Below are 19,509 nucleotides of genomic sequence, written 5' to 3' on the forward strand. Positions count from 1 at the left end.
TGTGCAGGCCTTTGCGTCGATCAATCGCGAAGCATCGCCTGCAAGCGCGGGCGGATGCGGAGGAAGACCTTGTAGAACGCCTCGAACAAAAGGTTGAGCCCCGGCAGCCGCGCCAGATGGCCGAAGGGCTTAAGAACCGGGATCGCGCGCCACATCGCGGCAAAACCTGCTGCTCCTGACAGGATCACGCCGTTCTCGCGCACATGGAAGCGGGCGAGCAATTCCTCCTGTGAGACAGGGCAGCTTTCGGGCTGGCCTTCGCTCGCATCGACGAAGGTGATCGCACCGCGCCTGTCCAACCGCTGCATCAGCGCGATTTCCCGGCGACACAGCGGGCACGCGCCGTCATACCAGACGGTGACGTCACCCATGCCCAAGCACCTTGTCCGCCAAACCAAAGCCGGAAAGGAACGCGCTCTCGACGCGCGGGCCGAGCAGCCAGTCGCCGCACGCGCCGATGCCTTGCTCCGCATCCCAGAACGCACCCTGCCCCGCGCCGCCGCTCATGGCGTAGCGCCAGCGATGCGCAGCGATGTGGCCCGCGGGCGGCAGCGGCAGGACAAGCGCTTCGGCGAAGGCTTCGAGCAGCATGGTGGTCACAGCTTCCGCGTCCTCTTCCAGATGCACGCGGCTCCATTGGGGCGAGCCTTGGATAACCCAGCATTCTTCGCCACTGCGCCCCGGCTTGGCCGAATTACGCGCTGCCCAGCCGATGGCACCGGCGTGGCGCAGCGTGTCGGGCGCGTCGAGCGGGCCATCGAATGCCGCCATCAGCGTCCAGCACGGGTCGGAAACGCTGTTTGCGGCGAGCTGCGTCAGAGGCGCGCAATGCGGCAAGGCAAGCGCACCCACCTGTTCCGCCGGAACCGCGATCAGCACGGTGTCGAACAGCGTGTCCGGCGCGCCCTCGCCAAGCAATTGCCAACCCTCGCCCACGCGGGAAATGGCCTCGATCCGCACACCAAAGCGCGCGTCCACCGTCGCGGCCATGGCCCGGATCGGCGCGTTCATTCCCGGCGTGCCGACCCATGCGCATTCGCCCGCCGCTGGCCATCGTGCGACTACGCCCGAACCTTCCCAATCCCGCACCTGCGCAGCGAAGCGATCATCGCGGACGGTGAAGTATTGCGCACCATGGTCGAAATGCAGCGTCTCGCCATCAACCTCCGCCCGCCGTGTCGCCATCCGCCCGCCCGGCCCGCGTCCTTTGTCGAACAGCACCACGGCTTGGCCAGCTGCTGTGAGCCGCGTCGCGCAGGCAAGGCCCGCCATCCCGGCACCAATTATCGCTATGGTCATAAAGGCCCAATCGGCCAGAACGGCGCGGGTTCCAATACGGGATAAAAGCTCTTCGCGCGGAAATGCCTTCAGGCAGCGGCACGGTTCGCGTCAGATGTCCCGGAATCGCCTGCGCGGCGGCCGGCAAGCGGTGTCAGGCGATCAGCCTGCTCCACGCGGTTGCGCCCGTTTTCCTTGGCGCGATACAAGGCGGCATCGGCGTGCGAGAACGTATGGCGATAGCTATCGCCTTGCTTCCACTGCGCCACCCCGAAGCTGGCGCTGAGCCTGATATCGTCGTTCAGCCCTTCATGCGTGACTTGCGCAAAGGCGACCCGAATGCGCTCGGCCAGCTTGTGCGCGTCGTTGCCGGAGCAGTCCCATGCCAGCACACAGAATTCCTCGCCGCCGATACGCCCGCACAGATCGTCTTCGCGCACCATGTCGGCGAGCATCCGTCCGAAAGTCGTGATTGCCGCATCGCCGGCCTGATGGCCCCAAATGTCATTGACCTGTTTGAAATGGTCGATGTCGGCAACCACCACGCTGACGGGCACATTCGTTTGTGCCGCGCGGACGAGTTTCTGCTCCACCGCTTCTTCGAAGGCGCGACGGTTGCGCAGGCCGGTCAGCGCGTCGCACTGCGATTCTTCCTTCACCGCCGCCAGCTTGTCGCTGATGCAGGCCGCGATCAGCACCAGCGCGGTCGACAGCGATTTGATCGTCATCGCCAGGTTGATGACCGAATAGTAGATCGTGTCCCGATAATCGATCACGCTGAAAGCCTCCTGGCTGAGCGCGATGATCGACGGGCGAATGAGAAAATCGGCAGCGTTGAGCGCGAGGACGAGGATGACCAGCTTATCCATCAGCTGGCGGCGCGTGCTGGCAAGCAGCGCGGTGACGCCCACCACCACCATCGTGCCGTAACCGATATTGGTGATGACCAGTCGCGGTGCGGGATATTGCGTCAGCAAAACGGTCGGGAACAGCGCCAATGCGAAGGTCGCGTAAATGGTCAGCATGACGGGGATCGAAATCGTCACCCCCACACGTTTGCCCGCCCCCCACAAGAGTCCGAACGCCGCGGCGGAATAGATCGCCTGCGTGATGTGGAAACTGATCGCGGTGGACAGCATATCCATGTGGACGATGAGCAGTCCGACCGTCAGCAGCGCGTAGCTGATTGCCCAGGCGAGCACGTGCGGGCCCATCCGCCCGCTCCGCCACAGCAGCAGGAACGCGGCCGCGAAGACCAACGTCAATGTCGGCGTGATAAGGCCGAAAATGATTTGCTGCATGGTTCCGTCCAATTCCGTGGCCCGTGGATAGCCAGAAGTGGTTAACACCGGGCTAAGGGGCGCACCTTGGCGGCCCCGGCGCAGGCAGCGGGTTCAACGCCGCCAACCCGCTTGCCCGAAAGCGCCGCAGCCCCTATCTGCGCCCTCAACAGATTCCCACCCGATTACCGATACGAAGGACCCGCCCGATGGCCGCTCAATACGCCTATGTCATGAAAGACATGACGAAGACTTTCCCCGGCGCGCAAAAACCGGTGCTGTCGAACATCAACCTGCAATTTTATCGCGGTGCGAAGATCGGCATTGTCGGCCCCAACGGCGCAGGTAAATCCACGCTGATCAAGATCATGGCGGGGATCGACACCGATATCTCCGGCGAGGCATGGCCGGGCGAGAACATCACCGTCGGCTATCTGGAGCAGGAGCCAGAGCTGGACAACAGCAAGACCGTGCTCGAAAACGTGAAAGACGGCGCGCGTGAAGTCGCCGACATGGTGGACCGTTTCAACGCGATCAGCGCCGAAATGTGCGAGCCCGATGCCGATTTCGATGCGCTGGGCGCGGAAATGTCCGAATTGCAGGACAAGATCGACGCGGTCGATGGGTGGACGCTCGACAACCAGCTCGAAGTGGCGATGGAAGCGCTGCGCTGCCCGCCGTCGGACAGCGGCGTGGAAAGCCTTTCGGGCGGTGAGAAGCGCCGCGTCGCGCTTACCCGCCTGCTGATCCAGAAGCCCGACATCCTGCTGCTGGACGAACCGACCAACCACCTCGACGCCGAAAGCGTCCAGTGGCTTGAAAACCACCTCAAGGAATATGCCGGCGCGGTGCTGATGATCACCCACGACCGCTACTTCCTCGACAATGTGGTGGGCTGGATCCTCGAACTCGATCGCGGTTCCTACTATCCGTATGAAGGCAACTACAGCACCTACCTGGAAAAGAAGGCCAAGCGCCTCGAGCAGGAAAGCCGCGAGGAATCGGGCAAGCAGAAGGCGCTGCAACGCGAGCTGGAATGGATGCGGCAGACCCCCGCCGCCCGCCAGACCAAATCGAAAGCGCGTATCCGCAAGTTTGACCAGCTGCAGGAGGAAATGGGCAACCGCAAGCCGGGCAAGGCGCAGATCGTCATCCAGGTGCCCGAACGCCTCGGCGGCAAGGTGATCGAAGCCAAGGGCATCTCCAAGGCCTATGGCGACAAGCTATTGTTCGAAGACCTGTCCTTCATGCTGCCGCCCGGCGGCATCGTCGGCGTGATCGGTCCCAACGGTGCGGGTAAATCGACGCTGTTCAAGATCCTCACCGGCAAGGAACAACCCGACAGTGGCACCGTGGAAATCGGTGAAACCGTGCGCCTCGGCTATGTCGACCAGAGCCGCGACCACCTCGACCCGAAGAACAACGTGTGGGAAGAAATCTCCGACGGTTTGGACTACATGAAGGTCAACGGCCACGACACCAGCACCCGCGCTTACGTGGGCGCGTTCAACTTCAAGGGCCCGGACCAGCAGAAGAACGTCGGCAAACTGTCAGGAGGCGAACGCAACCGCGTCCACATGGCCAAGATGCTGAAGCAGGGCGGCAACGTGCTGCTGCTGGACGAGCCGACCAACGATCTGGACGTGGAAACGCTGTCGGCGCTGGAGGATGCGATCGAGAACTTCGCAGGCTGCGCCGTGGTGATCTCGCACGACCGCTTCTTCCTCGACCGTCTCGCGACGCATATTCTGGCGTTTGAGGGCGACAGCCACGTGGAATGGTTCGAGGGGAACTTCGAGGCTTATGAAGAGGACAAGCGGCGTCGTCTGGGCGATGCGGCGGATCGGCCGAGCCGGGTGCAGTATAAGAAGTTGAGTCGGTAATTCTCTAACTCCACTCCACTCCACCCCTCGTCGCCCCGTGCTTGACACGGGGATAGACAATACCCTTTTCGTCATTCCCGCGAAGGCGGGATTCCAGGGGCGCCCTTGTTGCTTCACTCATCTGGACCCCCGCCTGCGCGGGGATGACGAGTTGGCGGGCGTTGGCGTCCGCGTTGGGGTGAAGCTGGGAGGTTCCTTATCTTCTCTCGTCGCGCGGATTTGATCCGGGCATCAACAATAACCCTTCGTCATTCCCGCGAAGGCGGGAATCCAGTTTGGCTTCGGCGCTTTGTTGCTCTGGATCCCCGCCTTCGCGGGGATGACGATTGGGTGCGCGGGGATGACGAAAGGGTGGGCGGGGATGACGAGTGGATAGTGGATGGCCTGCGTGACTAGGAGCGAACGTCACCTCAATCCAACGGCTCAAATCCAAAATCCCCCGCCAGATCGCGCCATTGCGGATTGCTTTCCTCGATGAGCCGCAGCTTCCATGCGCGGTTCCACTTCTTCAGCCGCCTTTCGCGCTGAATAGCGTTCTCCATCTTTGCGTGTTGCTCGGACCATACGAGGCGGTGGACGCCGTACTGGCGCGAGAACCCCTCCACTAGTCCTTCGCGGTGCTGGTGGAGGCGAGCTACCAAATCGGATGTCACGCCGATATACAGCGTGCCATTTCGCTTCGACGCGATGATGTAGACGCAGGGCTGAAATTCGCGAAGCATACCAACACGCTACTGGATTCCCGCCTTCGCCGGATTGACGAAACGCGGCTAAGGCAACCTGAAGCGTAATCTAACACACCTCGCCCCTTCCAACGGCAAACAATGCGCGCTTTCCTACACGCCCCCACCCCGCGCACAGACGGGCCATGACTTCCGCCCGAGCCACACCGCGAGCCACACGGCAAACCATCCAGCCAGCGCGCGAAGCACGGCCTGCGTTTCTTGCTCTAGGACTGTGTAACAGGTGTAACAGGTTCCCCGAAATCAGAGGCTTACGGCGTCACCCAGCGCCCCCTGTCAGTCTCATCAGGCCCGCTCGCCATGTCGATCACCGCGCGGCGGTGGCCGTCATTGCTGAGGAACAGCCAGTCGACGCTTGCGAGCTCCACCAGCAGCACGGCGAAGTTGGCACGCGCGGGGGCGACCTGCTCTTCGGTGGGTTGTTGGCCCTCTATCCAGTCGGGCAGGCCGCTGGTGGGCGCGTCGGAGAGCACTCCCGGCCCCTCCCCCATATAGCAGCGGCGGGCGAACTCGGTGCTTGCTGCCCATGCGGCATCCGCCACAGGGCCGCTCGTCTCGATCCGCCCCTTGCCCTTGCAGCGCAGCTGGATGCGCGCGGCCTGATCGTAGAACAGCACGCCCACCGGCGCGCCCCCGCTTTCTCCGGCGCCGATCAGCGCGGCCTTGGGCGAGCGGGCATCGGTGTGGAAGCGCAGCGTGCGGCTGGCCGGATCATAGGCGCGCAGCACCATCACCCGCGCATCGGCATCACTGGTGGCAATCACCGCCTGATGACAGGGCGAATGGCGGCTCGTCGCGCCTTCGACAAGGCGGCGTTCGATATCGGCGTGAATGTCGGCAAAGCTATCCATGACAGCGCTCTCCATGCCGCCCGGGCGCTGACGGGGCAAGCGCGATCTGGTTCAGGCAGAAGGTCTCCAACCTTAACGAATGGCTACGCAAGCGGTTCAGAGACCGGTCAGGCAGCGCCCGATAGGTGTTAACCGTATCAGCGCCGCAGCACTCGGGCGGAATTGGTCACTTTGGGGAGAAGTTGCGATGCAACTCGAACACCTGTTGAAATCGAGCGCGATGGCCGCGCTCGCCGCCGTGATGCTGGCTCCCGCCACACCGGCTGCCGCTGCCGAGACCAGCTCTGCGGCAAATGCCAGCGAAAGCGTGATGCAAGACCGGCAAGACCGCCGGGATGCCCGCCAAGAGCGCCGAGGCGGTAACCGTGACGCACGGCAGGAACGCCGTGGCGGCAACCGCGAGGCGCGGCAGGAGCGTCGCTCCGATGCCACAGGCGGCGAGCGGATGCGTGCGCCGCGCGAGACGCCTACAGTCGAACGCCGTGCGGTCGAACGCACGGTGGAGCGGCGGCAGGAACGCCGCGCCGACACCCGTCAGGAACGGCGCGCGGACAACCGGCAGGAACGGCGTGCGGACCGGCGGGATGATCGGGCCGAGCGGCGCGATGACCGCCGCGACAATCGCTGGGAACGTCGCGATGATCGGGCCGACCGGCGCGACGATCGGCGCGATGATCGACGGGCAGAGCGCCGACAGGATCGCGCCGAGGAGCGTGCCGTAGGCCGTGTTCTCGAACGCAATGACCGGCGCTGGGATCGCCGCGAAGAACGCCGCTATGACCGCCGCGTCGACCGCCGCGAGTCCTATCGCGACGGTTACCGCGAAGGCCGCCGCGATGCGCGCCGCGACTATCGCCGGTGGGATCGCCACGATTGGCGGCGCAACAACCGCTATGACTGGAATTCGTATCGCTACCGCAACCAGAACACCTACCGCATCGGCCGGTACTACGCGCCATATCGCGATTACCGCTATCGCCGCCTGAGCATCGGCTTCTTCCTCGATAGCCTGTTCTTCGGTGACCGGTACTGGATCAACGATCCGTGGCAGTATCGCCTGCCCGAAGTCTACGGCCCCTATCGCTGGGTGCGTTACTACGACGATGTGCTGCTGGTGGACATCTACACCGGCGAAGTGGTCGACGTGGTCTACGACTTCTTCTGGTAAGCCGCTCTCCCGACATTGTCGGTGCGAGTGGCCGGCAATGGCCCTCCGGCTCGCAGCGCAGAGCCGGAGGGTTTCGCGCATCTATTGGGGCTTGCCTACAGCCCGAGAGTTTGGAACATGCCCGTCCGATGACCAGCGAAGCAAAAAGCAAATATCCAGCCAATTACGGCCAGTCGCGGCTGAAGCGGGTGGGCGATGCCGTGCGCCAGCGGCTCGAGGCCAATCCCGAAGCCTACAAGGTGCCGGTGGACGGGGTGGAATTGTTCGCGGTCGGGGATTTCATGTCGCCCGCCGAATGCGCCAAGATGTGCGAGTTGATCGACGCGACCGCGCGCCCCAGCCAGGTCTTCGATCTCGATTATTCGGACGGCTATCGCACCAGCTATTCGGGCGATGTCGATCCGTACGATCCCTTCGTGAAGAAGATCAACCGGCGGATCGACGATCTGATGGATATCGATTCCGCATTCGGCGAGAATATCCAGGGCCAGCGGTATATGCCGGGGCAAGAGTTCAAACCGCACCACGACTGGTTCCATCCCAACACCAGCTATTGGGACAGCGAAATCGGTCGCGGCGGTCAGCGCAGCTACACGACGATGGTGTTCCTCAACGAGGTCGAGGCAGGCGGCACGACCGATTTTGTCGATCTCGGCATTTCGCTCGCGCCCAAACCCGGCGTGCTGCTGGCGTGGAACAACACCGATGCGAACGGGCTGGTGAACCACAAAACGCTGCACGCGGGCCGCCCGGTGATCGCGGGGGCGAAATACATCATCACCAAGTGGTACCGCGCGGAATCGTGGGTTTAGGCCTTAACGCGCCAAGGCCTCGGCGATCAGCTTGCGGCTGTTCTCCACGCCATACAGCGCGATGAAGCTGCCCATACGCGGGCCCTGGGCGGAGCCGAGCAGCGTTTCGTATTGCGCCTTGAACCAGTCGCGCAGGGATTCGAAACCGAAGGCTTCGTCCTTGCCGATTTCGTAGACGATGGTCTGCAAATCCTCCGCCGACATATCCGCGGGCACCTCGGCCAGCCGCGCATCGAGCGCACGCAAAGCCGCCGCCTCGTTCGCCGCCGGAGCACGCTTTACCAGCGTCGGCGCGACGAAATCGCGGTTATAGGCGAGCGCCTTGCCCACCAGCACATCGAGATCGGGATGCGCTTCGGGCCGCGCATCGTCGACGTAATTGCCAAGGTATGACCACACCTGATCGCGGTCCGCCTCTGCCCCCAGCACGCCCACCAGATTGAGCAGCAGGCCGTAAGTGACGGGCAGCGTTTCGCCCGCGCCAACAGGCGGCTGCGCGCCGCTTTCGTCCTTCACGCGAAGCAGGTTCCACGCCGGATTTCCCAACTGCTTGTCAACGGGTTGATCGGGAATGCTCGCACGGAATTGCCAGTATTCGTCCACCGCGCGGGGGATCACGCCGACATGGAGCTGCTTCGCGCTTTTGGGGTTGGCGTAGATGTAATGGCCAAGGCTTTCCTCGCTGCCATAGGTCAGCCATTCCTCGATCGTCAGGCCATTGCCCTTGGACTTCGAAATCTTCTCGCCATTGGCGTCGAGGAACAGCTCGTAGATCAGGCCTTCGGGCTTGTTCCCTCCGAGCACGCGGGCAATCTTGCCCGATTGCACGCCGGTGTCGGTCAGATCCTTGCCATACATCTCGTAATCGACACCCAGCGCGACCCAGCGCATGGCGAAATCGACCTTCCATTGCAGCTTGGACATACCGCCCAACGCGCTTTGCTCGATCACTGCGCCATCTTCGTCGGTAAAGCGCACGATACCGGCATCGGCATCGACGACTTCCACCGGCACTTGCAGCACATGGCCCGTTGTCGGGCTGATCGGCATGATCGGCGAGTAGGTCGCCGCGCGCTCGGCCCGCAAGGTCGGCAGCATGATGTCGAGGATCGCCTGGTTGTTGCGCAGCACATTGCGCAGCGCATCATCGAACGCGCCCGAATTGTACTGACTGGAACTGGCGACGAATTCGTAATCGAAACCGAAGCGGTCGAGGAAATCGCGCAGCATCGCATTGTTGTGCGCGGCGAAGCTCTCATACTTTTCGAACGGATCGGGAATGCGGCTGAGCGGCTTGTGGAGGTTTTCCTCCAGCAGCGCCTTATTGGGCACATTGTCGGGCACTTTGCGCAGCCCGTCCATATCGTCGGAGAAAGCAACCAGCCGCGTGGGTGCGGGGTTGCCGTGTTCATCCGCCGCGACGATTTCATAGGCCTTGCGCACCAAAGTCGTGCGCAGCACTTCCTGAAAGGTGCCGATATGCGGCAGGCCGCTGGGGCCATAGCCGGTTTCGAACAGCACCGGCGCGTTGCCGGGTTTGCCATTCGGATAGCGTTTGGCGAGCCGCTGCGCCTCCTGGAAGGGCCAGGCTTTGGATGTACGGGCGGCGTTGATCAGGTCTGCGTCAAACATAGGGCCAAGCCCTTCGCGCAAAGCGCGGCGTGCTGCAAGAGCGAAGGCGCGGCTAACTCCAGTCGAAGGTGATGCTGCCCTTCACGACGGGGCGCTGGCGCGCGGCCTCGCGCTCTGCCGCAATGCGGCGCGCTTCGGCTTCGGCGCGCAGTTTCGCGGCAAGATTGGTGGTGACGAGCCCCCCGTTGGTTGGCGGAGCGACTGGCGCAGGCGGCGCGGGGCGGGCACTACGCGGGCGGATCGAGACGAGGCTGGCGGGGTCAAAGCTCGGCTGCGGCAGATCGCGGATCGGTTCGGGCGCGGGTTCGGCGGGTGCGCGTTCCGGTTCGGAATGCGGCAGCACTTGCGCAACCGGCTCGGCCTGCGGCGCAGCGCGGCGGCGCAGCAGCAGCCACCCGAATGCCGCCGCCAGCAGCGCGCCAAACAGCGCGAGCCAAGGCCAGCCGATACCGTCGCCGCTCGCTCCGGCATCGGCCACAGCAGCGGTCGGGACTTCGGGCGCGGATACGGCCTCGCCCGATTCCACCGGCACCGACTCTTCCGCCGGCACAAACCCGCCGACTTCCGCCGAAACGGCAGGCTCTGCCGCCTCGACCACAGGCTCGGGCGATGCAGTGAGCGTGGGTGCAGCGGTCGGGCGCGACGACGGTTGCGTGCGGGGCGGCGAGGCAGCCTCGACCGGCGCGGCGGCGCGGGTCGGGGTCTGGGCTGGCGCAGTCCTTGGCGAAGCCGTCGGTGTCGGGGTAGGCGTCGCCGCGCGCACCGGCTGCGAACCGAGCGTCGGCCCCTCTGGGGCAGGCTGCGTGCCCTCCCCCGGCGGCAAGCGGAAATCGCTCGGCGCGATCGGCGGCGGCTGCGATGTCTCTTGCGCCCACGCAGGCGCGCAGGGCAGCAGCGCCGCAGCTAGTGCAGTCAGGACAAGGGTAATACGCATGACGATGACAACTATAGTCGCGGCCTGTTGCACTTTGCATGAACGACCGTTCAGATTGCGCCCCGCCGCGCCGAAACGTCCCGAAGGTGCGGCGAAAGCGCAAAGGGCTTGCAAATCGGGCATGGTCGCAAAGCCGATGTTTACTTTCCGTTCTCTTGCGCAATAGTGGGCTGCGATGCCCGCCCAACCCCTTCCCCTCCCCGCGCTTCACGCCAGCCACGCCGGAAGCTGGGTGCGCGCCGCCAATGGCGTGACGCAGGGTCTGTCCAAGGGGCAGGCGGTGATGGCGGCGGCGGATACGCCGCACCTGCTGCTCAATGCTCCGCTGGTAGCGACGCGATTGGGCTATCCCGACCTTTCAGGGCTCGACCTGCTGGAGCTGTTCGCTTTCGTCCACCCTGCGCGCTTCTGCGTGCCTACGCCCAAGGGGCTGGCCCACGCGCTGGAATTGGACGAGCCCGAAGACGGCGCGGATGTGCCGGAGTTTCTCCAAAAAGCAGCGGGCGTGTTGCTCGAACATTGTGAGGCGGCGGATTGGCCCGAACGCATGGGCGCGTGGAGCAGTCTGGACTCGCTCGCCCGCCTGCGCTGGCCGTGGGCTCCCGTTCTGAAACCGCACGTCGCCAAGCCCGCCACTGCCGAGAAATGGCTGTTCTCGCGCCTGCCCGAATGGGAAGAAACCGCCGAGCGCCCGCAGCCTGCGCAGGTCACCCTCGGCGAGGCGGAAGTGCTGAACCAGCTCGAAACGCTCACCGGCCAAGGCGCGGAATATCGCGAAGGACAGCGCGACTATGCCGCTGCGGTCGGCAGTATCTTCACCCCGCGTGACAAACATACCCGCCCGCACGTGCTGCTCGCCGAAGCGGGCACCGGGATTGGCAAAACGCTAGGTTATCTCGCGCCGTCCTCGCTGTGGGCAGAGAAGTCGAAAGGTACCGTCTGGGTCAGCACCTACACCAAGAATTTGCAACGCCAGCTGCGCGCCGAAAGCCGCCGCGCGTGGCCGGAGCAGCGCAGCGACGGCAGCCAGCCGGTCGTGGTGCGCAAGGGACGGGAGAACTACCTGTGCCTGCTTAATCTCGAAGACGCGATGCAGGGCGGGTTTGGCGGGCGCGCGGCGGTGCTGGCGCAATTGGTGGCGCGCTGGGCCGCCTATTCGCAGGACGGCGACATGATCGGCGGCGATTTGCCCGGCTGGCTCGGGACGCTGTTCCGCAGCCGCGCGATCCGCAGCCTGACCGACCAGCGCGGCGAATGCATCTATGCAGGCTGCCCGCATTACCGGAAATGCTTTATCGAACGCGCTGCCCGCGCAAGCGCGCAGGCCGATCTCGTCATCGCCAATCACGCGCTGGTGATGGTCAACGCCGCGCGCGGCCGCGACCATGCGCAGCGCCCGACGCGCATTATCTTTGACGAAGGCCACCACGTTTTCGATGCCGCCGACAGCACTTTCTCCGCCGCGCTGAGCGGACAGGAAGCCATCGAAATGCGGCGCTGGATTGTCGGGCCGGAAAAAGGCTCCAAAGGACGCAGACGCGGCCTTTCCGCGCGCCTCGCCGATGTCGCTAGCTATGACGAAGCAGGCGGCGAAGCCATCGCGGCGGCGAGCGATGCCGCGTTGGCGCTACCGGGCGATGGCTGGCTTGGCCGGATCAACGAAAACGCCGCCTCGGGCGAAGTCGAGGAACTGCTCGCCGCCGTGCGCGCGGTCACTTACGCCCGCGACGAAAGCGGCGCGGCGGATGCGGGCTACGGGATCGAGACCGAGGCCGCCGGGCTCGACGGACGGCTGATCGAGAAGGCACAGGCGGCAGCGGAGGCGTTGGGCAAAATCCGCGTGCCGCTGATCAAGCTCGGACTGCGGCTCGAAACGATGCTGGAAGACGCGCCCGACTGGCTCGACGGGCAAGGCAGGGCACGGATCGAAGGCGCGCGTTTCTCATTGAGCTGGCGGATCGACACGCTGGCGGCGTGGGAGGCGCTGCTGGGGCGGCTGGGCGGCCCTGCCGATCCCGAATTCGTCGACTGGCTGGCGGTGGATCGCAATGATGCGCGCGAGTTCGATATCGGTGTCTACCGCCATTTCCTCGACCCGATGAAGCCGTTTGCGGGCACCGTGCTGGAAGGCGCGCATGGGGTTATGCTGACCAGTGCCACGCTGACCGACCGGCGCGCGGAAGGGCGTGACTGGGCCACCGCTATCGCCCGCTCCGGCGCGCCGCATATCGAAGTGCAGCCCAAACTGGCCGAGGCGGAGAGCCCGTTCGACTATGCCAGCAATGCCGAAGTGCTGATCGTCACCGATGTGCAGAAGGGCGATATGGCGGGGCTCGCGGGCGCCTATGCGCGGATTATCGAGGCGAGCGGCGGCGGCGTGCTCGGCCTGTTCACCGCGATCCGGCGGCTGCGCGCGGTGCATGGCCGCATTGCCGACCGGCTGGCGCGCGCGGGCCTGCCGCTCTACGCGCAGCACGTCGATCCGATCGACACCGGCACGCTGGTGGATATTTTCCGCGACGATCCGCTCGCCAGCCTGCTCGGCACCGATGCCTTGCGCGACGGGGTGGATGTTCCGGGCGAGAGCCTGCGCTGCGTCGTGATGGAGCAAGTCCCCTGGCCCAAGCCGAGCATACTCCACCGCGCCCGCCGCGCAGCTAATGGCGGGAGCGCCTATGACGATGCGATCATTCGCGGGCGGTTGGCACAGGCCTTCGGACGGCTGATCCGCAGCCGCGAGGATCGCGGGCATTTCATCGTCCTCTCCCCCGCTTTCCCCAGCCGCCTGCTGTCCGCCTTCCCGAAAGGCGTGCCGATAACGCGGTTATCGCTGGACGAGGCTTTACAACGCGTCGCCAGCGGTGTTTCAGGAGTATCCGCCCCTAGCGAAGAGGATCTGCCCACTTGAAACGCCTCGGCCTGCTGCGCCACGCCAAGTCCGACTGGGACGATATGAGCAAGCGCGATTTCGACCGCGGTCTGAATGACCGTGGCCGCAAAGGTGCCGCGCTTATGGGTGGGCATATCAAGGCGAGCGGGGCGAAGTGGGATCACATCCTCGCCAGCCCTGCCGAGCGGGTGAAACGCACGCTGGAAGCCGCCGATCTGGGACTGGAAATAACCTTCCGCGAACGCGCCTATCTCGCCGATTCGCCCACGCTGATGGCACTGCTGCGCGAAATGCCCGACGAGCATGACGCGATCCTCCTCGCCAGCCACAATCCGGGGATGCAGGAACTCGCGCTCGATCTGGTGCCGGTGGAAGGCGAGAACGACCTCTACAATGAAATCATGCTGAAATACCCGACCGCGTCCTACGCCGTTCTGGAGCTCGACATTGACAGCTGGGCCGAGCTGGACGCGGGATGCGGCAAGCTGACCCACTTCGCCCGCCCGCGCGATCTCGATCCCGAATTGGGGCCGGACAGCTAATCACAGGTTCTGCTCCGCGCCGCAGGCAAGGGGAAACCGGAAGCACAGAGAATGTGCGTCTAGGCCTGTGAGCCGCTGTGAGCGCACAAAAGAGTAGAGTTCACACAAAGACACGAAGATCACGAAGAGGGTATTCCATTGCCTCAAGCGGGACAGCTTTGTGTCCTTTGTGTCTTCGTGTGAAAACTTGTCTGCGGCGCCGCGACTAGCTGCGCCCCGTCAGCATATCCAGCTGGCGTTCCACACTGGCGAGGATGCGGTGTGTCCATTCTTCCGGCGCTGCTGGCGGGCCGTAGCCTTGGGCGCGCAGGGCGACATGGCCGTGCACCAGCGCGAACAGGTCAGCCGCCACCCGCCGTTCCTCGCCCGCTGGCAAATCCAGCCGCGCGACCAGCGCGACGAAATTGGCGTAATTGTCGAGCATATGCACCCGCGCCTCACCGTCGGGCGTAAAGCCTGCGCTGTCGGGGGCAAACATCAAGCGGTAATGCTGCGGCTGACGCGTGGCGAGCGCGAGATATTCGGCAACCGTCGCGAGCACGGCAGCGCGCGGGGACTCTTCACGCTCGCCCGCCGCCCGCGCCGCTTCGCCCAATTGCGCAAATCCGCGCCGGAACAGCGCATCAAGCAGGCCGTCCTTGCCCGAGAAATGGCGGTAAATGCCAATGGTCGATTGCCGCGCACGGCGCGCGACATCGCGCACGGTCAGGCCTTCCACCGCCTGCTCTTCCAGCGCGTCTGCGGCGGCGCCAATCAGGATATCCCGCTTCTCCATGGTGAACGCGCTCTTGACCTTGTCCCTCTCCATGCGCAAATGATAACGACGTTATCACCAAGGAGGCAAGCGTGGAGCGCATCCAACGCCTGTTCAGATTGCTCGAATCAGCCAACCCGCAGATCGCGGGCAAGGCCGCGCTCACCCTGTTCACCTATCCCATGGCACCCGTGGTCCGCACCAATGCGGAACGGCGATTGGTGCGTAAAGCTTACGCCAAGCTGGCGGAGGCCGAGCGCGTGGATTTGCGGGTGCGTGGCTTCCGCATCGCCACCTACCGCTTCGCCCACACGGCGGCGCAGCGCCAGGGCACCGCGCTGCTCGTGCATGGCTGGACAAGCACCGCCGCCTTTATGACGGCCACGGTAGATCAATTGCGCGCGCGCGGTTTTGACGTGGTGGCTTTCGATATGCCCGCGCATGGCAATTCCACTGGCCGCCGCGCGCTGCTGATGGATTGTGTGCTCACCATGCTGGCGGTCGCCAACCGCTACGGCCCGATAGACCGCGTGATCGCTCACAGTTTCGGGGGACCGGTTTCGACGCTGGCGCTGGTGAGTGAACTCAGCCCCGCATTGTCGGAAACCACGCATTTGCTCTTCATCGCCTCACCCAACCGGTTGGCCGATGTGACCGAGGACTATGCGCGCGCGATTGGCATTTCGCGTGAGGTGCAGCGCGTGTTCGAGGATATGCTGGTGGAGCCGTTTGGCGGCGACCTGGAGGCGATGGACGCCAATGTTTTGCTCGCGGGCCTGCCGAACCCGCTCGCTATTATCCATTCTACCGACGATCACGAAGTGCGCTTTGACGCGGCGGAACGCTTTGCGCAATTGGGCGAGAACGTCGCCTTGCAGCCGCTCGAAGGCCTCGGCCACCGGCGCATTTTGCACGCGCGGCCGGGCGTAGAAGCGGTGCTGGCTGCGGTTTAGGCATGCTCCCCTCCCCTTGGGGAGGGGTTGGGGGCGGGGGTTCCACGCCAATTTGATCCCGTACCCCCATCCCAACCCTTCCCCAAGGGGAGGGGCTTTTGGGAAGTTTGCATTCTTCCGAGGTTAAGCACTCAATGCAGCCGACAAACGATCCCTAATTGACCGCAATTGTCGCGCAACGGCATCCATATCGGCATCAGGTTGCGCGCTCACCGACGCGGCAATCGCCGAACGAGCCGGCGCCGCGCTCGCCCCGCCCTGCAGCGCCTTCTTCGCGCCACTGAGCGTATAACCTTCGCGGTTTACCAGCCGGTCGATCCGCTCCACCAAGGCTACATCTTCGGGACGGTAGAGCCGCCGCCCTCCGCTGCGTTTCAGCGGAGTGAGCATCGGAAACTTGCTTTCCCAATATCGCAGCACGTGCGGCTTGATATTGAAGGCGGCCGAAACCTCGCCGATGGTGCGCATCGCGCCTTCGGCCTTACCGTCATGGAAGCGCGGCCCGCCGGAAGAGGCCGCCCCGTTCATCCGGCGCTGGCAATCCGCTCTTTGAGCTTCTGGCTGGCGCGGAACGTCATCACGCGGCGCGGCGTGATCGGCACTTCGACGCCGGTCTTGGGATTGCGGCCTATCCGTTCCCGCTTGTCGCGCAGGATAAAGCTGCCGAAGCCCGAGATTTTCACATTCTCGCCATCGGCCATGGCTTCGCACATCTTGGCCAGAATAGCCTCAACCATGTCCAGACTTTCAGCACGCGAAAAGCCCATCTTGCGATTGATCAGGTCTGCCAGATCGGCGCGTGTCAACGTCCCTACCGAGCGCATTGATTCCATTGCGTTTGAACTCCCTCTGCCGCGACCCATTATGGCGCCTTATGAACATGGAGGTACACAAAGGCAAGTCGCCCGCCGATGCGGATTTGGGAAAATTCCTACACCCGAAGCAGGCTCGCACCCCAGGTAAAGCCGCCGCCCATCGCTTCCAGCATCACCAGATCGCCGGGCTTGATCCGCCCGTCGCGCTTGGCAACATCGAAGGCGAGCGGCACCGATGCGGCGGAGGTGTTGGCGTGCTGATCGACCGTCACCACCAGCTTGTCGCCCGACAGGCCGAGCTTTTTGGCGGTGGCGTCAAGGATGCGCTGGTTCGCCTGATGCGGCACAACCCAGTCGATATCGGCAGGCACAAAGCCTGCCTCGCTGAGCACTTCACCCAGAACTTCGGCAAGATTTACAACAGCATGGCGGAAGACCTCGCGGCCCTTCATGCGCAGCTTGCCAACCTCGCCCGTGGTCGATGGCCCGCCATCGACATACAGCAAATCGCCATGTTCGCCCTCTGCATGGAGGCGCGTCGCGAGGATGCCGGGGCCGCCTTCGGCCACATCCTGCGCCTCGATCACGAAGGCCCCTGCCCCGTCCCCGAACAGCACGCAGGTGGTGCGGTCTTCCCAGTCGAGGATACGGCTGAAGGTTTCCGCGCCGATCACGATGGCGCGTTTGGCCATACCGGCGCGCAGCATCGCATCCGCGGTGCCCAGAGCGTAGAGGAAGCCCGAGCACACCGCCGCCACGTCAAACGCCGGAAAACCCTTGCCGCCCAAAGCGTGCTGCACGCGAGTCGCAGTGGCGGGGAAAGTGTTGTCGGGCGTCGCCGTGGCGAGCACAATCAGATCGATATCGGCGATGGTCAGCCCCGCATCGTCCAGCGCTGCCTGCGCCGCCGCAGTACCAAGCGTGGCGGTCGTCTCGCCCTCACCCGCAATGTAGCGTTGGGTGATGCCGGTGCGTTCGCGGATCCACTCGTCGCTCGTGTCGACGCGTTCGGCCAGTTCGGCATTGCTGACGCAATTGGCAGGCAAGGCGCTGCCACAGCCTTTGAACACCGAACGGATCATTCGGCGGCTTCGTCGGTCTTGGCAGCGGTGCCGTTGCCGGTGTCGCGCAAGGCATCTTCGCCAAGCTCGGCCAGATCGGCGGCGATACGCGTGGTGATATCGTCCTCCAGCAGGCGCGCGGTCACGTGCACCGCATTTGCGACGCCCTTCGCATTGGCGCTGCCATGCGATTTCACTATCACCCCGCCGAGGCCAAGGAAAACCCCGCCATTGTGGTTGTTTGGATCGAGATGGTGGCGCAGCAATTCGGTCGCCGGACGGCTGACGAGAAAGCCCACTTTCGAACGGAACGAGCTGGTGAAGGCGGTCTTGAGCAGATCGGTGACGAAACGCGCCGATCCCTCGATCGCCTTCAGCGCGATGTTGCCCGAAAACCCGTCGGTCACCACCACATCGACTTCGCCGCGATTGATCTTGTCGGCTTCGATAAAGCCGTCGAACTGCATGGCGAGGCCCGTCGCATCGCGCAGCCGCTGGCTGGCAACGCGCAGGTTCTCTGTGCCCTTGATGCTTTCGGTGCCGATATTGAGCAGGCGCACGCGCGGTGCCGCCTTGCCGGTCACGATCCGCGCATAAGCCGCGCCCATGATCGCAAACTGGATCAGATTGCGCGCATCGCAATCGGTGTTGGCGCCCAGATCGAGCATCACCACGTCATTATCGCCGAGCGTCGGCATCAGGCCCGCGAGCGCCGGACGGTCGATCCCAGGCATGGTGCGCAGGGCAAGCTTGCTCATCGCCATCAGTGCGCCGGTATTGCCCGCGCTGACTGCAGCCGCGCAATCGCCTTCCTTTACCGCGTTGATGGCGAGGCCCATGCTCGTGGTCTTGGCACGTCGAATGGCGCGGCTGGGCTTCTCGTCGCCCGCCACTACCTCTTCGCAATGCAGGATTTCGCTGGCAGCGGCCATGCCGGGGTGTTCGTCGAGCACCGGCTTGATCCGCGCCTCGTCACCCACCAGCAGGAAGCGGAAGGAATCATGCTGGCGGCGGGCAAGCGCCGCGCCGCTGACCATGACGCGCACACCTTCATCACCGCCCATCGCATCAATCGCGATACGCGGTAGGCTCATGCGCTCAATCCTTTTCCAGACCGGAAGGGTCTTAGAGACCCTTGGGTTCGATGACCTGACGGCCGTTATAGTGGCCGCAGGCATTGCACAGCATATGCGGGCGCTTCAGCTCGCCGCAGTTCGAACATTCGTGGAAGGCTTCCACCTTCAGCGAATCATGCGCCCGGCGATTGCCCCGGCGATGCGGCGATACTTTTCTTTTAGGGACAGCCATAGCGGCACCTGTTCCAATACATCTGTTCGTTTCGGATGCCGCCCTAGGCGATGCCCAGCCAGCGCGCAAGCGCGGCTGATGCGTCCCTTTGGATGCGGCGAAGGCGCGCGCTATAGCGGAGTTTTGCAGCTTTGCAAGCATTGCGCGCCCGCTTATGCTGCCTAAAGCAGGAATGGGGAGCACGCATCACAATGCCCGAATTGAACGCCATCGATATGCATATCACGCTGCTAAGCGCAGGGATCGCCGCTTTCATCAATGTCTGGCTGGCCATCCGCTGCGGCAGAGCGCGCATCAAGGGCAAGGTCGCGCATGGCGATGGCGGCGATGCGGTGCTGGGCCGCGCCATGCGTGCGCACGCCAATTTCACCGAGTACACGCCGCTTTTCCTGATTCTGGTCTTCGCGCTGGAAGCGACCGGCCATTCAGGCTGGCCACTGGGCGTAGCCGCCGGCCTGTTCCTCGCCGGACGCATCTTCCACGGCATCGGTATGGATGCCGAAATTCCCGGCTATGCGCGAACGGTGGGCGTGCTGTGCACGATCCCGATTTTGCTGGCACTGGGCATAGCAGCGGTGCTGGCAGGCGTGCGGGTGATCTAAACC

20 protein-coding genes are annotated in these 19,509 nt (G+C 64.1%); 7 read left to right on the plus strand and 13 right to left on the minus strand.

Annotation, left to right across the window (positions count from 1 at the left end; all coding sequences use genetic code 11):
* Positions 1-20: 20 nt before the first annotated feature.
* The 3 genes from ACS0VV_RS07755 to ACS0VV_RS07765 all read right to left on the minus strand — a co-directional run bounded on the left by ACS0VV_RS07755 (position 21) and on the right by ACS0VV_RS07765 (position 2,579).
* Positions 21-371: a thiol-disulfide oxidoreductase DCC family protein gene (locus ACS0VV_RS07755; RefSeq protein WP_483532139.1), complete on the minus strand. Its 351-nt coding sequence runs from the start codon at positions 369-371 to the stop codon at positions 21-23.
* Entirely contained in the window at positions 364-1,299 is a 936-nt protein-coding gene (locus tag ACS0VV_RS07760) for an NAD(P)/FAD-dependent oxidoreductase (RefSeq protein ID WP_483532140.1), read from the minus strand. The genes ACS0VV_RS07755 and ACS0VV_RS07760 overlap by 8 nt, the downstream gene beginning before the upstream one ends.
* 68 nt (positions 1,300-1,367) lie before the next feature.
* Positions 1,368-2,579: a GGDEF domain-containing protein gene (locus ACS0VV_RS07765; RefSeq protein ID WP_483532141.1), complete on the minus strand. Its 1,212-nt coding sequence runs from the start codon at positions 2,577-2,579 to the stop codon at positions 1,368-1,370.
* A gap of 188 nt (positions 2,580-2,767) precedes the next feature.
* On the opposite strand from ACS0VV_RS07765, the gene ettA reads away from it, so the two are divergent.
* Positions 2,768-4,441 (plus strand): energy-dependent translational throttle protein EttA, encoded by a 1,674-nt coding sequence (gene ettA, locus ACS0VV_RS07770; RefSeq protein WP_483532142.1) that lies wholly within the window; start codon positions 2,768-2,770, stop codon positions 4,439-4,441.
* A 410-nt stretch (positions 4,442-4,851) separates the two neighbouring features.
* On the opposite strand, the gene ACS0VV_RS07775 is transcribed toward ettA, so the two are convergent.
* Positions 4,852-5,163, minus strand: a complete 312-nt coding sequence (locus ACS0VV_RS07775; protein WP_483532143.1) for a GIY-YIG nuclease family protein — start codon at positions 5,161-5,163, stop codon at positions 4,852-4,854.
* A 272-nt stretch (positions 5,164-5,435) separates the two neighbouring features.
* Positions 5,436-6,035 carry a flavin-binding protein gene (locus ACS0VV_RS07780; RefSeq protein ID WP_483532144.1) on the minus strand — a complete coding sequence of 200 codons (600 nt, stop codon included), beginning with the start codon at positions 6,033-6,035 and terminating at the stop codon, positions 5,436-5,438.
* A 187-nt stretch (positions 6,036-6,222) separates the two neighbouring features.
* On the opposite strand from ACS0VV_RS07780, the gene ACS0VV_RS07785 reads away from it, so the two are divergent.
* Entirely contained in the window at positions 6,223-7,203 is a 981-nt protein-coding gene (locus ACS0VV_RS07785; RefSeq protein WP_483532145.1) for an RcnB family protein, read from the plus strand.
* A gap of 128 nt (positions 7,204-7,331) precedes the next feature.
* The gene (locus tag ACS0VV_RS07790) at positions 7,332-8,015 is read left to right on the plus strand and encodes a prolyl hydroxylase family protein (RefSeq protein WP_483532146.1); all 684 of its coding nucleotides are present in this window, start codon (positions 7,332-7,334) and stop codon (positions 8,013-8,015) included.
* Positions 8,016-8,018: 3 nt separating this feature from the next.
* Here ACS0VV_RS07790 and ACS0VV_RS07795 read toward each other — a convergent pair whose 3' ends face one another.
* Together ACS0VV_RS07795 and ACS0VV_RS07800 are read right to left on the minus strand one after the other, a co-directional pair.
* Complete coding sequence (locus ACS0VV_RS07795; RefSeq protein ID WP_483532147.1) at positions 8,019-9,647, minus strand: lysine--tRNA ligase; 1,629 nt, start codon at positions 9,645-9,647, stop codon at positions 8,019-8,021.
* Between the two features lie 52 nt (positions 9,648-9,699).
* Complete coding sequence (locus ACS0VV_RS07800) at positions 9,700-10,581, minus strand: LPXTG cell wall anchor domain-containing protein (RefSeq protein WP_483532148.1); 882 nt, start codon at positions 10,579-10,581, stop codon at positions 9,700-9,702.
* A gap of 175 nt (positions 10,582-10,756) precedes the next feature.
* Between ACS0VV_RS07800 and ACS0VV_RS07805 the strand changes: the two genes are divergently transcribed.
* Positions 10,757-13,489, plus strand: a complete 2,733-nt coding sequence (locus tag ACS0VV_RS07805; RefSeq protein WP_483532149.1) for an ATP-dependent DNA helicase — start codon at positions 10,757-10,759, stop codon at positions 13,487-13,489.
* Positions 13,486-14,013 carry a SixA phosphatase family protein gene (locus ACS0VV_RS07810; RefSeq protein WP_483532150.1) on the plus strand — a complete coding sequence of 176 codons (528 nt, stop codon included), beginning with the start codon at positions 13,486-13,488 and terminating at the stop codon, positions 14,011-14,013. Before ACS0VV_RS07805 ends, ACS0VV_RS07810 begins: the two co-directional genes overlap by 4 nt.
* A 205-nt stretch (positions 14,014-14,218) precedes the next feature.
* Here the strand turns inward: ACS0VV_RS07810 and ACS0VV_RS07815 are convergent, their stop codons facing one another.
* Complete coding sequence (locus ACS0VV_RS07815; protein ID WP_483532151.1) at positions 14,219-14,821, minus strand: TetR/AcrR family transcriptional regulator; 603 nt, start codon at positions 14,819-14,821, stop codon at positions 14,219-14,221.
* A 38-nt stretch (positions 14,822-14,859) separates the two neighbouring features.
* Between ACS0VV_RS07815 and ACS0VV_RS07820 the strand changes: the two genes are divergently transcribed.
* Entirely contained in the window at positions 14,860-15,720 is an 861-nt protein-coding gene (locus tag ACS0VV_RS07820) for an alpha/beta hydrolase (protein WP_483532152.1), read from the plus strand.
* A 123-nt stretch (positions 15,721-15,843) separates the two neighbouring features.
* Here the strand turns inward: ACS0VV_RS07820 and ACS0VV_RS07825 are convergent, their stop codons facing one another.
* From ACS0VV_RS07825 to rpmF, 5 genes are all read right to left on the minus strand, one after another.
* A complete protein-coding gene (locus tag ACS0VV_RS07825; RefSeq protein ID WP_483532153.1) occupies positions 15,844-16,188 on the minus strand; it encodes a MerR family transcriptional regulator in 345 nt (114 codons plus the stop codon).
* Between the two features lie 56 nt (positions 16,189-16,244).
* Positions 16,245-16,544, minus strand: coding sequence for an integration host factor subunit alpha (locus ACS0VV_RS07830; protein WP_483533514.1), 300 nt, complete (start codon positions 16,542-16,544; stop codon positions 16,245-16,247).
* Between the two features lie 107 nt (positions 16,545-16,651).
* A complete protein-coding gene (locus ACS0VV_RS07835) occupies positions 16,652-17,617 on the minus strand; it encodes a beta-ketoacyl-ACP synthase III (protein WP_483532154.1) in 966 nt (321 codons plus the stop codon).
* Entirely contained in the window at positions 17,614-18,690 is a 1,077-nt protein-coding gene (gene plsX, locus ACS0VV_RS07840; RefSeq protein WP_483532155.1) for a phosphate acyltransferase PlsX, read from the minus strand. Before plsX ends, ACS0VV_RS07835 begins: the two co-directional genes overlap by 4 nt.
* A 31-nt stretch (positions 18,691-18,721) precedes the next feature.
* The gene (gene rpmF, locus ACS0VV_RS07845) at positions 18,722-18,904 is read right to left on the minus strand and encodes a 50S ribosomal protein L32 (protein WP_197921703.1); all 183 of its coding nucleotides are present in this window, start codon (positions 18,902-18,904) and stop codon (positions 18,722-18,724) included.
* Positions 18,905-19,095: 191 nt separating this feature from the next.
* On the opposite strand from rpmF, the gene ACS0VV_RS07850 reads away from it, so the two are divergent.
* Entirely contained in the window at positions 19,096-19,506 is a 411-nt protein-coding gene (locus ACS0VV_RS07850) for an MAPEG family protein (protein WP_483532156.1), read from the plus strand.
* The last annotated feature ends 3 nt before the right edge of the window (positions 19,507-19,509 follow it).

The sequence above is a fragment of the Aurantiacibacter sp. KMU-128 genome, from assembly GCF_056933515.1.

Excerpts from the sequence above, each read along its gene's own strand:
- ACS0VV_RS07785 (WP_483532145.1), top strand. The coding sequence starts at position 6,223 with ATGCAACTCGAACACCTGTTGAAATCGAGCGCGATGGCCGCGCTCGCC.
- ACS0VV_RS07755 (WP_483532139.1), bottom strand. The coding sequence starts at position 371 with ATGGGTGACGTCACCGTCTGGTATGACGGCGCGTGCCCGCTGTGTCGC.
- plsX (WP_483532155.1), bottom strand. The coding sequence starts at position 18,690 with ATGAGCCTACCGCGTATCGCGATTGATGCGATGGGCGGTGATGAAGGT.
- ACS0VV_RS07835 (WP_483532154.1), bottom strand. The coding sequence starts at position 17,617 with ATGATCCGTTCGGTGTTCAAAGGCTGTGGCAGCGCCTTGCCTGCCAAT.
- ACS0VV_RS07775 (WP_483532143.1), bottom strand. The coding sequence starts at position 5,163 with ATGCTTCGCGAATTTCAGCCCTGCGTCTACATCATCGCGTCGAAGCGA.
- ACS0VV_RS07850 (WP_483532156.1), top strand. The coding sequence starts at position 19,096 with ATGCCCGAATTGAACGCCATCGATATGCATATCACGCTGCTAAGCGCA.
- ACS0VV_RS07765 (WP_483532141.1), bottom strand. The coding sequence starts at position 2,579 with ATGCAGCAAATCATTTTCGGCCTTATCACGCCGACATTGACGTTGGTC.
- ACS0VV_RS07805 (WP_483532149.1), top strand. The coding sequence starts at position 10,757 with ATGCCCGCCCAACCCCTTCCCCTCCCCGCGCTTCACGCCAGCCACGCC.
- ACS0VV_RS07825 (WP_483532153.1), bottom strand. The coding sequence starts at position 16,188 with ATGCGCACCATCGGCGAGGTTTCGGCCGCCTTCAATATCAAGCCGCAC.
- ACS0VV_RS07795 (WP_483532147.1), bottom strand. The coding sequence starts at position 9,647 with ATGTTTGACGCAGACCTGATCAACGCCGCCCGTACATCCAAAGCCTGG.
- ACS0VV_RS07800 (WP_483532148.1), bottom strand. The coding sequence starts at position 10,581 with ATGCGTATTACCCTTGTCCTGACTGCACTAGCTGCGGCGCTGCTGCCC.
- ACS0VV_RS07760 (WP_483532140.1), bottom strand. The coding sequence starts at position 1,299 with ATGACCATAGCGATAATTGGTGCCGGGATGGCGGGCCTTGCCTGCGCG.
- rpmF (WP_197921703.1), bottom strand. The coding sequence starts at position 18,904 with ATGGCTGTCCCTAAAAGAAAAGTATCGCCGCATCGCCGGGGCAATCGC.
- ACS0VV_RS07780 (WP_483532144.1), bottom strand. The coding sequence starts at position 6,035 with ATGGATAGCTTTGCCGACATTCACGCCGATATCGAACGCCGCCTTGTC.
- ACS0VV_RS07790 (WP_483532146.1), top strand. The coding sequence starts at position 7,332 with ATGACCAGCGAAGCAAAAAGCAAATATCCAGCCAATTACGGCCAGTCG.
- ACS0VV_RS07830 (WP_483533514.1), bottom strand. The coding sequence starts at position 16,544 with ATGCGCTCGGTAGGGACGTTGACACGCGCCGATCTGGCAGACCTGATC.
- ettA (WP_483532142.1), top strand. The coding sequence starts at position 2,768 with ATGGCCGCTCAATACGCCTATGTCATGAAAGACATGACGAAGACTTTC.
- ACS0VV_RS07815 (WP_483532151.1), bottom strand. The coding sequence starts at position 14,821 with ATGGAGAGGGACAAGGTCAAGAGCGCGTTCACCATGGAGAAGCGGGAT.